This window comes from Gangjinia marincola (assembly GCF_039523415.1).
GTDB lineage: Bacteria > Bacteroidota > Bacteroidia > Flavobacteriales > Flavobacteriaceae > Gangjinia > Gangjinia marincola.
On record NZ_BAAAFG010000012.1, the window covers coordinates 246,780 to 261,698 of the forward strand.

At 37.2% G+C, this 14,919-nt stretch carries 15 protein-coding genes and 2 pseudogenes; 6 read left to right on the forward strand and 11 right to left on the reverse strand.

What is annotated here, in order from left to right:
- Positions 1-236 precede the first annotated feature (236 nt).
- From ABD000_RS05675 to ABD000_RS05690, 4 genes and pseudogenes are all read right to left on the reverse strand, one after another.
- Positions 237-758, reverse strand: coding sequence for a DUF7935 family protein (locus ABD000_RS05675; RefSeq protein WP_343764786.1), 522 nt, complete (start codon positions 756-758; stop codon positions 237-239).
- Between the two features lie 33 nt (positions 759-791).
- Positions 792-1,367: pseudogene (locus ABD000_RS05680) on the reverse strand (TPM domain-containing protein).
- Positions 1,364-1,660 (reverse strand): putative quinol monooxygenase, encoded by a 297-nt coding sequence (locus ABD000_RS05685; RefSeq protein ID WP_343764788.1) that lies wholly within the window; start codon positions 1,658-1,660, stop codon positions 1,364-1,366. Before ABD000_RS05685 ends, ABD000_RS05680 begins: the two are co-directional and overlap by 4 nt.
- Positions 1,660-2,490, reverse strand: a complete 831-nt coding sequence (locus tag ABD000_RS05690) for an SAM hydrolase/SAM-dependent halogenase family protein (RefSeq protein ID WP_343764789.1) — start codon at positions 2,488-2,490, stop codon at positions 1,660-1,662. Before ABD000_RS05690 ends, ABD000_RS05685 begins: the two co-directional genes overlap by 1 nt.
- Positions 2,491-2,589: 99 nt before the next feature.
- Here ABD000_RS05690 and ABD000_RS05695 point away from each other — a divergent pair, with 99 nt between their 5' ends.
- The 3 genes from ABD000_RS05695 to ABD000_RS05705 all read left to right on the forward strand — a co-directional run bounded on the left by ABD000_RS05695 (position 2,590) and on the right by ABD000_RS05705 (position 5,176).
- Positions 2,590-3,543, forward strand: a complete 954-nt coding sequence (locus ABD000_RS05695) for a PhoH family protein (protein ID WP_343764790.1) — start codon at positions 2,590-2,592, stop codon at positions 3,541-3,543.
- Positions 3,544-3,646: 103 nt separating this feature from the next.
- Positions 3,647-4,594: a phosphoribosylaminoimidazolesuccinocarboxamide synthase gene (locus ABD000_RS05700; protein ID WP_343764791.1), complete on the forward strand. Its 948-nt coding sequence runs from the start codon at positions 3,647-3,649 to the stop codon at positions 4,592-4,594.
- A gap of 6 nt (positions 4,595-4,600) precedes the next feature.
- Positions 4,601-5,176, forward strand: coding sequence for a pentapeptide repeat-containing protein (locus ABD000_RS05705; protein WP_343764792.1), 576 nt, complete (start codon positions 4,601-4,603; stop codon positions 5,174-5,176).
- Positions 5,177-5,205: 29 nt separating this feature from the next.
- Here the strand turns inward: ABD000_RS05705 and ABD000_RS05710 are convergent, their stop codons facing one another.
- Complete coding sequence (locus tag ABD000_RS05710) at positions 5,206-5,826, reverse strand: hypothetical protein (protein ID WP_343764793.1); 621 nt, start codon at positions 5,824-5,826, stop codon at positions 5,206-5,208.
- Between the two features lie 401 nt (positions 5,827-6,227).
- Between ABD000_RS05710 and ABD000_RS05715 the strand changes: the two genes are divergently transcribed.
- Positions 6,228-6,839, forward strand: coding sequence for a LytR/AlgR family response regulator transcription factor (locus ABD000_RS05715; protein WP_343764794.1), 612 nt, complete (start codon positions 6,228-6,230; stop codon positions 6,837-6,839).
- A gap of 103 nt (positions 6,840-6,942) precedes the next feature.
- Here the strand turns inward: ABD000_RS05715 and ABD000_RS05720 are convergent, their stop codons facing one another.
- Entirely contained in the window at positions 6,943-7,371 is a 429-nt protein-coding gene (locus ABD000_RS05720) for a hypothetical protein (protein WP_343764795.1), read from the reverse strand.
- 161 nt (positions 7,372-7,532) lie between these two features.
- Here ABD000_RS05720 and ABD000_RS14030 point away from each other — a divergent pair.
- Positions 7,533-7,670, forward strand: a pseudogene (locus ABD000_RS14030) (transposase); the annotation flags it as partial.
- A 188-nt stretch (positions 7,671-7,858) separates the two neighbouring features.
- Here the strand turns inward: ABD000_RS14030 and ABD000_RS05725 are convergent.
- The 4 genes from ABD000_RS05725 to ABD000_RS05740 form a co-directional block, all read right to left on the reverse strand.
- Positions 7,859-8,320 carry a nuclear transport factor 2 family protein gene (locus ABD000_RS05725; protein ID WP_343764796.1) on the reverse strand — a complete coding sequence of 154 codons (462 nt, stop codon included), beginning with the start codon at positions 8,318-8,320 and terminating at the stop codon, positions 7,859-7,861.
- Between the two features lie 580 nt (positions 8,321-8,900).
- Positions 8,901-9,317, reverse strand: a complete 417-nt coding sequence (locus tag ABD000_RS05730) for a hypothetical protein (RefSeq protein ID WP_343764797.1) — start codon at positions 9,315-9,317, stop codon at positions 8,901-8,903.
- Positions 9,318-9,770: 453 nt separating this feature from the next.
- Positions 9,771-10,187 carry a hypothetical protein gene (locus ABD000_RS05735; RefSeq protein WP_343764798.1) on the reverse strand — a complete coding sequence of 139 codons (417 nt, stop codon included), beginning with the start codon at positions 10,185-10,187 and terminating at the stop codon, positions 9,771-9,773.
- Between the two features lie 634 nt (positions 10,188-10,821).
- The gene (locus tag ABD000_RS05740; RefSeq protein ID WP_343764799.1) at positions 10,822-12,009 is read right to left on the reverse strand and encodes a DUF4932 domain-containing protein; all 1,188 of its coding nucleotides are present in this window, start codon (positions 12,007-12,009) and stop codon (positions 10,822-10,824) included.
- A 425-nt stretch (positions 12,010-12,434) separates the two neighbouring features.
- Between ABD000_RS05740 and ABD000_RS05745 the strand changes: the two genes are divergently transcribed.
- Positions 12,435-13,490 carry an IS110 family RNA-guided transposase gene (locus tag ABD000_RS05745; RefSeq protein ID WP_343764800.1) on the forward strand — a complete coding sequence of 352 codons (1,056 nt, stop codon included), beginning with the start codon at positions 12,435-12,437 and terminating at the stop codon, positions 13,488-13,490.
- 253 nt (positions 13,491-13,743) lie between these two features.
- Here the strand turns inward: ABD000_RS05745 and ABD000_RS05750 are convergent, their stop codons facing one another.
- Positions 13,744-14,793, reverse strand: coding sequence for a serine hydrolase domain-containing protein (locus ABD000_RS05750; protein WP_343764801.1), 1,050 nt, complete (start codon positions 14,791-14,793; stop codon positions 13,744-13,746).
- Positions 14,794-14,919 lie beyond the last annotated feature (126 nt).

The window sequence follows — 14,919 nt, forward strand, 5'->3', positions numbered from 1 at the left end:
CCCTCATCCCCCGCTTTACTGTCTTCCTCTCGCTCTTTTGTCACTCGTCGGAGACAATGAGGTAGAAGGAGTTAATTTTTACACTGATTGTAATTTTAGATATGATAATGAGATTCCTGCTTTGCTCCTCCGCTAGCCTCCTTCGCCATAGTAGCACAGCTACGAAGGCCGAGAAGCTTCGGCGACACGCGGACGCAGGAATGACAGGGCGACACGCGGAGGCGGGAATGATATGGTTATCGAAACAATTGCTTGACTTCACCTTTTAAAATCGAAATCGCCTTTTCTGTACTGGCGCTTTTGTCTAATAAATCGGTTAAAATGGATTCTCTTAGCTTATCGGCGCTATTGACCTGATCGCTGATGGTACTTCTACGTATCACTTGGATGGTAACATTCTTAGCTGTTTTAATCGCGGTCCAACATTCATCAGATACATAGATCTGTTGTGTGATATTGTGTTCGTATTCCTGTTCTATGTGCTGCACCAAAAGTCGCTCATAGCTATTTTTGCTTTGGGAAGTGGGTTTAACTCTAAGTAAGAGATTAACCAGAGAAATGCGTTCTAAGAAAAGGGTCAATCGTTCGTACGCTTGCAGTCGCAGCGGTAATGCTTTTTTTTGATTTTCTTTTAAAATAGCAAATCGTTGTTTGCGATCTTCTTGCAGGGTATACGTTCGTAAAAAGTAAAAGGCTACTCCGCCAACGATAATGGCTGGTAAAAGTGATATAAATGCGTTAAATAACTGGTCTTCCATGGGTTGTTATTGGTTACTGGTATTCGTTATGGTTTAATTGTTATCTGTATCTGTTTTCTTTTTCCAGATTTCAATTAATTCCTCTATTCCTCGTTTTGTGCCTTCGTAATAGTTTGCCTCTTTAAATTGAGGTAGGATATATTGATCAATGACCTTTTTACATATTTAATCAGTAAGTATTTTTTCAGTTTCAAATCCGGTACTTATCCACAGCTTTCTTTTTTCAGGGTAAATGCAAAAAACTAATCCGTTGTTAGAGGATTCTTTACCAACACCCCAGTGATTGGCTAAATCTGTAGTGAAGATAGCCAAATCTTCGTAAGGATGAATGTTTGTCACAGTAACTAAAGCTATTTCATTGGATGTTTCTTTTTCAAAATCTTGGATGAGCGTTCTAAACTCGTCAGTTTGACTACTCGTGTATAGATTCGCAAGATCAGTAACGACACCAGTGCTTTTTGGTAAATCTGCCGATTGATATAGGAATTGTACATGTTCGGATTTCTGTATAGAGGTTTTACAACTTAAAACTAAGCAGGATAGCAGTATTGCTAAATATAACCTTGGCATTGTAGGAATTGATATCTTTTCAATTAGCCATGGTCTCATTTCAAACTCACTTTTTTATCCACACTCCAGGCTTCGGGTTTACCGGCAAACATGGCTTTGGTTTTTGTCCAAACTTCATTGAATAAAGGTGAATGTCGGTAATTTTCAAGGTCTTCTTCTGCTACCCAGTAACTATAGGTAAAAAATACCTGCGGGTTATTTTGATCTTGATATAATTCTAACAAACGGCATCCCGGGCTGTTGCGTATCTTATGTTTAACTTCATCAAACAAAGCTTCAAAATTGTTGATCTTATCCTTTTGAAACGTCATTTTTACAATACGTACCAGCATTAGTCAAAGGTAATGTTTACGGTGTCTAAATATTTTAATCCAAAAAGTGAGGCTGCGCTCCCAACTGTACTTGGATTACTTTTATAAACCGCCAACTCGATATAGCCGGCAGAATTGAATAAGGCGATTTTCTTGCCTTCTTCTTCACGTTTATTTTTAGGCGAATCAAAATTGATCGCATCGCTATAAGACTCGTGTATTTTCTTAAACTGCACAGATCGTGTTGATATGGTAAAGGTTCGCCCTTTACCAACATCTTCGAAAAATGTTCTGGAAATATTGGTAACCACATTGCCATAATGATCTACATATAAAACGTAGCCTATGATTTGTTTTTTATCGCTGTTCACCTGTGGTTTTACTCCAATAAGTTGTTTAATGGCGGTAATGTCTTTTCCGATCACATCCAATGTTCCGCCTCTGGCTATGTGCGCAGCTGCTTTTACAAATACATCCAGCAGGGTAAAGTTGCTTTCGACTTTATCATGAATGTTGATTTGTACAATTTTTTCAGGTATAATTTCGGCAGCAATTAAAGACATGATACCGTTGTTGGCACAGATAAAGTAATGATTATCAAGTTTTAATGCGATGTGGTTATTTTCCGGCGTAAGCTCAGAGTCGACCCCAATAATATGGATAGTACCTTCAGGAAAATTTTTATAACCGTTTTTGATGATATAGGCTGCTTCAACAATGTGGAAAGGAGAAATCTCATGAGAGATGTCAACAATGGTCGCTTGATCCAATTCTTTATAAATCGCTCCCTTAACCGCACCAACAGAGTGGTCTTTATTGCCAAAATCGGTCGTTAAGGTAATGATAGGCATAGCAGTGTTTTGTTAATATTTTTTAGCCTTGGCAGTGCTTATTTTGTTTAAATTTGTTTTGCGAAAATAGCGTATTTACTTAAAAAAACCTTTCTGCTTTTGAACGAACTTATCATCGAACTTTCAGACATTAACCCAAGAGAATTTTTCGGCTCTCAAAATGCTAACATTGAACTTTTAAAAAAGTATTTTCCAAAGCTCAAGATCGTTGCACGGGGAACAAAAATCAAAGTTTACGGTGACGAGGAGCGTTTAGAGGAGTTTGACAAGCGTTTTAATATGATATTAGAACATTTTTCAAACTACAATAAATTGGATGAAAATTCTATTGAGCGGGTATTAACCAGCAATCATAAGGATGATTATGCAACTTCTAAAGAAAGTGGTAAAGCATTAGTTCACGGTGTAAGCGGCAAGGTGATTAAAGCCCAAACGGCTAATCAACGTAAGTTGGTTGAACTTACCGAAAAAAACGATATGGTGTTTGCCATTGGCCCCGCGGGAACCGGAAAAACCTATACAGGCGTAGCGCTAGCAGTAAAAGCCTTAAAAGAAAAACAAGTCCGTCGTATTATACTAACCCGTCCGGCTGTAGAGGCCGGAGAAAACCTGGGATTCTTACCCGGGGATTTACGCGAAAAGCTGGATCCTTATATGCAACCACTGTACGATGCACTGCGCGATATGATTCCGGCAGAACGATTAGAGAAGTTTATTGAAGATGGCACGATCCAAATCGCACCTATGGCATTTATGCGTGGTCGCACGTTAGATAATGCGTTTGTGATCTTAGATGAAGCGCAAAATACCACACATGCGCAAATGAAGATGTTCCTAACGCGTATGGGTAAAAGTGCAAAATTCATGATTACCGGTGATCCCGGGCAGATCGATTTACCGCGACGTGTGATTAGTGGGCTCAAAGAAGTCTTGTTAATTCTAAAAGATGTAAAAGGAGTCGGGATGATTTACCTGGATGATAAAGACGTTATTCGTCATCCACTGGTCAAAAAAGTAATTGCGGCGTATAAAGATATTGAGAATAGGAACTAGTTTTCAAGTACAAAGCCGAAAGTACAAAGTACAAAGTATAAAATCAAAAACTAAGCTACAAAGCCAAGATCTATAACTCACAATTTTGAACTTTTATTCAATCATGAACACCCTTACCCACACCAACTTTAATTTTCCCGGTCAAAAAAACGTATATCACGGTAAAGTGAGAGAAGTATATACTCTGGCGAACGATCAATTGGTGATGGTAGCAACAGATCGGTTGAGTGCGTTTGATGTCGTGATGCCTAAGGGAATACCCTATAAAGGTCAAATCCTAAACCAAATAGCCACAAAGATGATGAGGGATACTCAGGATATCGTCCCTAATTGGTTAACCGCTACGCCAGATCCCAATGTGGCGGTAGGAGAGTTGTGTGAGCCTTTTAAAGTTGAAATGGTTATACGCGGTTATCTGGCAGGTCATGCTGCACGAGAATATAAAGCGGGTAAGCGCATGTTATGCGGAGTCTCCTTACCGGAAGGAATGAAAGAAAACGACGCATTTCCCGCTCCAATTATCACTCCGGCCACCAAGGCAGAACAAGGTGACCATGATGAGGACATTTCAAAAGAAGAGATTTTGAAAGGGGGGATTGTTTCGGCGGAAGATTATGCCGTATTAGAAAAATATACCTATGCACTCTTTGAACGCGGTACAGAAATCGCCAAACAACGCGGACTCATCCTTGTAGACACCAAATACGAATTCGGTAAGACCAAAGAGGGAAAAATCGTGTTGATTGATGAAATTCACACGCCGGATTCCTCGCGTTATTTTTACGCTGAAGGATACGAAGAACGTCAGCAGCGGGGAGAGGCTCAAAAGCAGCTTTCTAAAGAGTTTGTACGCCAGTGGTTGATCGCTAATGGTTTTCAGGGGTTAGAAGGGCAGCAGGTGCCGGAAATGTCTGATGCCTTTATTCAAACCATTTCTGAGCGATACATTGAGTTATACGAAAGTATCACCGGCGAAACCTTTGTAAAAGCGGATTTGAGTGATATCGAAAAACGTATTGAACAAAATGTTCTTGCCTATTTGTCCAAATAAGTAACAATGGATATAGTAGAATGCTTTGATGAAGTTTTTGAGCAGAAGGATTTTACTTCTGCGCGCTTAGCTAAAGGTGATTATGAAGGTTGTTTGTTTAAACAGTGTCAGTTTACTGAAAGTGACTTATCTGAGATCAGATTTATTGACTGTGAATTTATTGGCTGTAATTTAAGTAATGTCAAATTGCAGGGAACCAGCTTTCAACAAGTTAGGTTTGATGAATGTAAATTATTGGGCTTGCATTTTGAGCATTGTGATGCATTTGCCTTTGGAATTACCTGTAAAAAAACTCAACTGATGCCCGCGTCATTTTACCAATGTGCCTTAGCCAATACCATTTTTGAAGCCTGTGATCTAACCGAAGCCGATTTTACTCAGGCTAATCTCACCAATGCTGTATTCAACGAGTCAACGTTGAATCGTGCAATTTTTGATCAAACTATTCTCGAACAAGCTGATGTTAGTCGCGCTTCTGGCATCCAGATCGATCCTACCAAAAACAAACTTCGCGGAGCAAAATTCTCTAGGGAAAATGCTTTAGGGTTACTGCAGGGATTTGGGATTGAGGTTGTTGATTAGCCTCCATTATTTTTACAACTAAAACTTCTTTAATCTGCTGCTAAAATGACGCGGTAATTGTCGTGGTGAATGTCAGTATTATTCTTAAGTGTTAGTGTTTTTCTATCCTCGCTTAGAATAAATTGATCTGATTGACAACCGTCTACAATATTAATCCCTGGGAAATGACTCAGATTATCTTCACAATAATCTACAGAAGCAACTCCTAATTCATTGTTACTGTTTCCTAAATGATCTTCTTCTCCTAATCCTGCTCTCATAATAATACCTAAAACAGGTTTTGAAAATTTAATTACGGCATTTACCTGGTATTGACCAATACAATTAAAATAATTGTTTATATCAAATGTATCATTATAGGTTTCGTTATCGTAATGCAGGTAATACGAATCAACAACTGTTCCTGCAGGAATGTTTCCCGGCATAAGGGCTTCCCAGGTTTGTTCATCACCAGGAAAGGTACTTGGAAAGTAATTACCAGGCATAGATAAATCTATCTCAATTGATGTTACTAAAGTATGACTTCTTTTTTCGGCAAAAATAAACAGTAAAGTATCTGAGGTCAATTCGTCAAGTTCGAGAGAAGCTGGAGGTTGTTCTAAGAGTTTGATCTGACCAGATAGGCTCTCAATTTCTGCGTTTATATTCATGTTATCCACTTGGCTATCATCGTCTTTACCGCAATTGGCCACAAATATCGATAATAACAACATGAAACAAAACAGATATAATTTATTATAATATGGAGAATTCATAAGATTTTGGATGTATTAAAATTGAGCTGTATTCTTGGAAATATTTATTACTAAGTACGATATTCAATTTAAAGAAACGAAAAATCCTATTTTTTTATATTTGTAGCGATGACTATTCAATGAAACGATGGATAAATTCAATCAATGATCTTCTCAAAAGGCATATTTCGCTGTGGGGTTTGATATGGATTTACTTTTTTTTCCTATTCGCCTTAGGTTATTATCTTGAGTTTTTTGAGTTTTTAGTTGCTATGCTTTCGGCAATAGGTATTACTGTGATTTCTATATGTATACTTATGATAGGTTACCTAAGATTGGGAGCCTGTACCAGATTCCCCGTAAAAGAATTTATATTATTTACGGCACTATTTACCGGCATACGATTTACCTTTATTTATTTTTTCTTAAGTAATCATTTACCTTCGTATACGGTATTTCATTATCCGCGTAGGGCTTTGCCTTTTACTATGTTTAGTTCAGCGGGATTGCTTTTTCTAGGCTATAGTTATGCTATTTACCAATGGGGATTAGCAGCAAGAGAAAAATATAAAGAGAGATTTAAAGAATCTGGACAAAAACTAGAGCAGCCTATAAAATTACGCTGCGGAGGAAAGACCATCTATGTTTTATCTCAGGATATTCTGTATTTAAATGCTAACGGAGAATATGTGGATTATAACACCTTATCTAGAAAATATACTTGTTTTAAGCGCCTTAAGGTAGCCGAAGCAGAAATGAATCCCTTAGGATTTATTAGAACCCATCGCTCTTATATCATTAATCCTAACTATGTTGAAGCTGTAGCATTGACTGAAGTTACTTTAAAAGGAAATATTTCCATCCCATTAAGTAAGAAATATAAGGTAGAGGTTCATACTTTTTTAGAAAATTTGCTAAAAAGAGAATAAAATTATCTCTGACTATTACTCAAAAGGGTTGGTGAAAATTCTAATTATTATCCACGTGGTCTTCCATTCAAATGGTCTTTTATCATGGTATAATAGAAATCATTTAATCGTTTTTCCTCGTGTTCTTTTCAATTAATTCAGAAATATCATCAAAATAGGTAGGTTTTGAATGTCTAAAGATGATCCAAATATCTACATTAGTACAATCAATTCTTTCATTACTTATCCAGCCATATTTCTTTGTAATCTCTATAAGTTTTTTAGTTTTGTGATTATCTATTTTTCGTTGTAAAACGTTTATGGAGTCAATCTCTTTTATTGAGTAGTGAATTTCATTACCAGAAAATGCATCAGGAATTTTTGATCTGTGCAATTGATCACGACTGGACATTTTAGCTAATAGCTGACACATTTCAGCTTTGTTTTCAATCATTTTTTGACTGTGAAATTGTATAGATAATAGTACTGCTAAAAAAAAGAAACTATTTCTCATATGACTTAATGGATTAATTTCAAGTTTTTCTCTATTCAACTCAACAATTGTTTATAAAGGTTGGGTTCTTTACTTTTCAAGATGTTGGAAGCTCACAATACTAATGACGCTTCAATTTAATATTTTAAATATAGTGAAGATTACAAAAGTGTATCACTAATTGCAACTGTATTGAACTTGATTTCATTACGTTGTGTAGGCTTACCCAATTTATGGGCTTGAGAAAGATCAATACAATAGGAATACGGCAAGCCAACAAGGTGATGCACCTTTCCGCGGTGGCCTATAATCTGAAGAAGTATCTAAAATTCACTAAAAAACTGGTTCAAAATGGAGCGGGAGTAGGTAACTTCATGCAAAAAAACAAAAAGCCTATAATAGATCTCATGAGACTACATCTAAGCCACTCAATTTTGACAAAATAAAACTAGCTTGAAATAAAAAGCGCCCCTAAAATGGCGCATGTGAGGTCTAATTTTAGGATTTATCGGGTTGTGCAACGGTTACCGTTGTTGTACAACGTAAATTAATTAGTTATTGGCATTTCTTTTACGGTTGAGTGTAAGTGCGTTATTTTCCACTCTCCATCAATTTTTGTCCAAATTTTTGTGACATACTCCGACATTTTTATAGTTTCATTCTTTGGATATTCTAATGTCCTAATTACATATCCAGTGGTTTCGTTTAACGGATAAATTTCGAGTTTGTCAACCGTTGCTGTTTTAAACGGTCTGGGTATAGAGTTGCAAAATTTTTCTACGACTTTTTTTGAAGGTACTTTTTTGCCATTCGCTAGAAAAGTAATGTCATCAGACATCAAGCTCAATACTTTTTCACAGTTTCCATTTTTGAATGCCTCTTGTTCAAGCAAAGCTGCATTTTTTATTTCGAGTTGTATTTTATTCCTGTCAAATTTTTGCGCAAATACATTGGTAGAAAAAAAGAAAATAGCAAGAAAAAAAATATTCACATTCAGATAATTTTTCATGGCTTATGGTTTATGTTATACAACGCGATTTGTGTCCTGCCTCCGACGATCCGCTGTCTGGCGGAGAGAGGAAGGCATTTTAAAGGCGCAGCGCCACGAGTAACCATTCCCGAAGTTTCGGGACGCCCCATTGGTTATTTGTCCGACTACCGGCGGATACACTGTGTTGAATGTACTTCGTCTTCGCTCAGCACGCTTTTTGCCTTTACACCTTAGGATAAAAATAGACAATTAGATTTAATTGGGTGTCTTGCATCCGACGATCCGCCGGCTGGCGGAGAGAGGAATGCAAAAAAGTCCCTTGGGCCATTGCCTTCAACGGTTGGGCTAAGCGTAGTGCGGAGGCGAGGAAACTTTTCGTTGCCGTCTGCCGACGTAGCTAAAGCTTTTGGTTTCGCTTTTTCCTTTTTTGTCCAAAGCTAAATCCCAAAGATTTAGCGACTTAGTAAATATACACAGACCTTTCGATTTAGCCCAAAACCCCGCATTACGTTTAGGTATTGTTGTAAAACGTTTTTTCCGCCCGAGTAAAGTCCATCTGCGCATAGTTTTTAATTCCATTCGCAATTACTTTGCTTTATTACTCAGGTTTTAAATAAAGCCCCAATAGGTTGTATGCCGTCGCTAATTCGTAACCAGAATCTGTACATATTTCAGTATTTTCAAAATAGCGACAAGCTGCAATGTCCAAATAGTTGCCAACTCTTGGGTTGACACTTCTATCTGTTATTTGTTTTATTTTAAAAAAGTAAGAATTGCCGTTTTCAAGCTTAGTCCCTTTATAGGGCTTTGAAGAAGATTTTTTAGATACAATTCTAAACCAATTATTTTCATCAGTTACGTTAATGAGGTAATAACTTTCTAGAGAATCTATTTTTGTAACTTTTCCAGTCAATTCAATTCCTAATTCAAATGGTTTTTTTAAAGGTTCAGTCACACTTTTATTACTGTCGCAAGCAACTAATATCAAAACCAAAAAGTAGAGTACTTTATTCAATCTATATTTTTTCAAAATGTTTTACAACGGGATTTGTGTATGGCACTTCGACTTCGCTCAGTGCAGGCTGTGGGGCGCAGCGCCACGGGTAGCCATCATCGCGCCCCATAGGGTATACACTGTGTTGAATGTACTTCGTCTTCGCTCAGCACGCTTTTTGCCTTTACACCTTAGGATAAAAATAGACAATTAGATTTTAATGGGGTGTGATGTACAAATCCCGTTGAAGGCGATGGAGCAAAAAGGGAAACGCACAGTGTGCGTGGTTTTTGCGTCCCCCTAGGGCCATTGCCTTCAACGGTATCGGCTATGAACAGTTGCGTGCGTTTTAACGGACTTTTGCAAGTACACGACAAGCTGAAAATTCCGCAGGAATTTTCAGGATAAGCCTGTTATAGCAATTGTTTATAGCCATTGTTGTGCAACGTTGTTTTCGCTCTGTTTTCCGTTTCTTTATTGTTTTTTTACTATCAATTCTATTTCGTCACAACCAATTCTGATTGTTTTATCGTTCTGAAAGATATAAATAATATCATCATCAATTTCTGGTTTATTTCGTTGCATAAAACCGTCGTTTATATTCCGCATTGATTTTGGAAAATAGCCGATAACGCTTAAAGTATTTTCGTCTTCGGGATATTCATCATTATTCCCGTTTTCAAAAAATTCGTAAGAGATGTTTTTATGGACAAAAGTCAATTTGGCGAATTCATTTTCGTGAACCCAATCGTCATTTAATTTTAGGAATTCAATCAATATGTTTTTTCCGTCCGTTTCTTTTAGTTTCAGTTCAAAATTATTGTGTAAGTCGATATGAATTCCGTCATATTTTACGCCACTATTTTCGTCTATCTCAAAATTTGTTTTCATTCGTTATTCGGTTGGAATTGTTACAAACCCTGTCCAAATCAAAACAATATAAATCAGACAAGCAAATGCGAATGCTTTGAAGAAATAGCGATAGAATTTAAAAATTCCAGGTGCTTTCTCAACCAATTTTGGTTTCGCTTTTCCAATCCACCTTTCAATTTGTCTGTTAATATTGGACCTAAAATCCAAAAAAAGAAAAATCCGCCGATGAAAAATATACTCAATTTAATTTTCAATTCCAATTTGCGATGGTTTTGGTAAATGTTGCACAACGGGATTTGTGTATGGCGTGTGGGGCGCAGCGCCACGGGTAGCCATCATCGCGCCCCATAGGGTATACAAAGTGTTGAAGGCAGTGCTTTTTGCCTTTAAACCTTGGGATAAAAATAGACAATTAGATTCAAATGGGGTGCGATGTACAAATCCCGTTGAAGGCGATGGAGCAAAAAGGGAAACGCACAGCGTGCGTGATTTTTGCGTCCCCCTAGGGCCATTGCCTTCAACGGTCTCGGCTATGAACAGTTGCGTGGGTTAGCACGGACTTTTGCAAGTACACGACAAGCAGCAAATACGTGGAAATTTTCAGGATAAGCCTGTAAAAGCAATTGTTTATAGCCATTGTTATGCCACTTTTTTATTTTAATTTTTCATTTATATATTCAGTCGTGCTTTTCTCAAATACACCTAAAAGTTCGGGAATAAAATCTTTCCACATGGGATATTTTTTTCGGTTATTCTCGAATTGAAGTACTTTTTCCTCCAATTGCGGAAGAAAATTAAAATGCTCTAAACTAGTATGATAATTTCGTAAATAATCAGCCCTTTCTTTATCATTTTGAATTTCTGCTATTCTAATTTCGCCCAATCGAACTAAACTCTCAATAACATAAACATTCCAATTTTGGATGCCTTTTGTTTGCATTATTTTTTTGAGCTTATCTGTAAATAGGTAAGAGGAATTTTCTATTTGTTTATGGAAAGGCTCAAGTTCCCTATTAACAAATGTATGTCCAAATTCGTGTATTGTTAGGGTTCTTGCTCTCGGTTGATAATCAAAACCAAATTGGGTATAATTCTTTTTTGTGGAATCGACTGGTACTTGAACGTAAGGGCTCATAATTTCATAGACAATTTTCTTATTGTCTTTTTCGACTGATGCTCCAATTCCACGTCCTTCATTGCCTTCTATCGGCCAAATCATCATTGGACTTACTAAAGCAACGTATTTTTCTCTACTATCTCCATAGTATTCCTCCATTGCTTCCGTAAATCCTTTTGGTATGTGAGTTTGAACCTCGTTGATAGCACCACTGTAGAAATTTGCATTTTTAGTATAGAAATCATTAATGTTCTCAGTTTGGTAGAAATTGTAAAGTACTTGTAAATAATTCGAAATTATGTTTTCTAATACTATTTGTTTGTCGCTTTTCAAATGGGTTTGTGAAAATTTAAATCTCGAAGGTTTTTGAAAAAGGTCAAATTCTGGTTGCTCCAATAGAATTCTCATCATAACATCGTTACCATACCCAAAACTCCCCAATGTATCATTAAGTTTGGCTGTTTCAATTGCAATTTCACTTTGGGTTAGATTTCCAAAATCAGCTAATGCTTTCGCAACTATCGGTTGGTATTCTTTGCACGTTTTGAGTTTATATTCCTCCCATTGTTTGTTGGTATTTCTATGGTCAATGGAGAGTATCTCGGCAAGAAAATATGTTTCTATATTTTTGTTAAAGTCCGCGCTGAATTTGTCTGGTTGTTTTTTTTCTGTTTGGCAAGAAAGTAATAAAGTCAAAAATCCTAAAGTCAATAATTTTTGCATCAATTTTGTTTTGTGTTTTATTCTTATAGACGTCATTTAAAGTTAAATGGTTGCCTGATGATTATTTTTTGGTCAAATGTGGCACAACGGGATTTGTGTATGGCGTGTGGGGCGCAGCGCCACGGGTAGCCATCATCGCGCCCCATAGGGTATACACTGTGTTGAAGGCAGTGCTTTTTGCCTTTACACCTTGGGATAAAAATAGACAATTAGATTCAAATGGGGTGCGATGTACAAATCCCGTTGAAGGCGATGGAGCAAAAAGGGAAACGCACAGCGTGCGTGATTTTTGCGTCCCCCTAGGGCCATTGCCTTCAACGTTCCGTGTATGGTGTCGTAGCTATCCCGCAGGGTAGCTATGCACTATAGCATCTATGTAAAAGCAGCCTGTCGAGTATCTTTAAGATTCACTAAAATCAAAAGGTATGGACACCCAACAAACTGCGACACCTAAGTTATTCATTGGTATTGACATTCACAAACGAAGCTGGAAAGTTCATTGTGCGACTGATATTTCAGGCGGTAAGACATTTAGTATGTCTCCAAATCCTGTTGAGCTCAAGAATTACGTAGATCGTCATTATAAAGGTTATGAGGTATCTACAGCTTACGAGGCAGGTTGCTGTGGGTATTCTGCTCATCGTGATTTTGAGCGTTACGGCTGGCGATCTCTAGTAGTAAATCCGGCAGATATTCACAGAAAAGGCAAGGAGAAGTATACCAAGACTGATAGGATAGATGCTCAGCTAATCGCAAGAGAGCTAAAAGATGGTCGATTAGAAAGTATAAATGTTCCTGATACAAAGAGAGAACAATTACGCAGTTTATTTAGGCGTCGCAATGACTTGGTTAAGGATATGCGCCAAATCAAGAGCTACATCAAGATGCAGTTACTTTACTATGGCGTTGCGATACCTGAAGAGTTTGATAACGATCATTGGAGTCATAAGTTTCGTCATTGGTTAGATGCTTTAGTATTTGAGTATGATCCGGGCAATGAGGTTTTAAGAAGCCGTATGCGCAGTTTTAGATTCATTGATCAGGAGTTTAGAGATGTCTCTACTCTTTTGCGTAAGTATACGAAGGCTTACTATAAGAACGACTACATGCTGCTTCGCAGTATTCCGGGGATAGGGGGTATCGTTGCCAGTGGGATATTAAGCGAACTAGGTGACCTTCGTAGATTTAGCAGTGTGAAGCATTTGGCGGGCTATGTAGGTTTATGTCCCGGGATCTACCAGAGTGGAGATACGATACGCCATACCGGGATAAGTATGAGAGCTCATCGCTTGCCACGTAGCTACTTTATTGAAGCATCTTGGCAAGCTATACGGACAGATCCTGTCATGCAGGCCTACTATAGGAAGCATCAAGGTAAGAACGTAAAATCAGTCATTGTAAAGGTGGCGCGTAAACTTTTAAGTAGAACTCTGGCGGTAATTAAGAGCGAAACACCCTATGTGATAGGAGTAGAGCAATAAATAATAATTTAATAACGAAGCTCATAATAAAGTAGAAAAGATCTGTATCACAAAACAACGTGGGTGATCTCAGAATATTGGGAATCACATTTTATAGCAAGTGAACAGGTCTATTATAGCTTATAATCATACAGATGCCGGTGAATCCCGTACTTACGGAATATCACATATAGGATGCTGAGCAAGTTATATTAAAAGAAAAAAAGGTGGTTTAAGTAAAAAAGAAAATATTAGTTAACTTTAGAGAACTGGACTAAGGCTTTTCATAGGAGCCATTGTTGTGCGTTCGTTTTTTTATTAATTCCATAATTGATGTATGTATCTTAAATGTCTGTTTAAAGTCATCTAAATTATTTGCAGTATTTTCCAAAATCACAAGATTCAAATTTTCCTGTGGATAATAATAGCAAGCAGATACAAATCCAGGTGCATAGCCTAATGCACCAACTTGAACATTTTGTTCTCCGTCTTTAAAAAGTAGTCCATATCCATATTCAACTGTTTCAAAAATAGGATGGATTCGAGTTGCGTATTTGGTTGTCATTAATTTCAGAGTCTCTTTCGTAACCAACTTTCCCGAATATAAATTTTCGTTCCATTTTTTCAGGTCGGCTGCGTTTGATATAAAACTACCGGCTGGAACATAATTATCTAAACTATTTGCAGCAAAAACCAAAACCCCATTTTCGTTTTCTTCATAGCCTTTTACTAGGTGTCCGTATTCTTTGTTTTTTGGATGAAACGTGTTTTTGAGTCCATAGTTTTCAAAAAGTTCAGTCGACAATTGTTCAAAGGACTTTTCCGTAACTTTTTCAAGGATTTGAGCGAGCAGTTCATATCCCAACTGGGAATAATGAAATTGTGACCCTTGTTTAAATTCCAATGGTTTGTTTAAGTCAACGATTCCGTGAGTGTGAGTTAACAAGTGATGAATGGTTACTTCTTTTGTCCAAGGTTGATTTATTTGGGTTAAATATTTCTCAATCGAATCGTCAAGTTCTAGATTTTTCTTTTCATATTCTCTCAAAACCAATACAGCCGTAATCTGTTTGCTTATAGAACCTATTACAAATTGGTCGTTTAAGTCAAGTTTAGTTTCTTTTTCCAAATCCGAAAAACCAATTGCTTTAGAATAAATGTCAATTGAGTCAGTGGAAACCAAAATCACCCCATTGAATTTTTGTTCGCTAATAACCGAGTCAATTTTCAACGATAAGTCAGAATCGTCATCTTGTTTTTTCTGTCCTTTGGTTTGACAGGAGATTAGAAAGTAAAAAAATATGATTATTAAACTATATTTCATTAAGTGTTCTCTGTTTTTTAAATGACGCACAACGGTTTAGGCTATGCGCAGTTGCGTGCCTTAGCCTTGTCTTCCCAAAGATACCCAAACCATAGAAAATTTTGCAGAAATTTTCGGGTGAGCAAG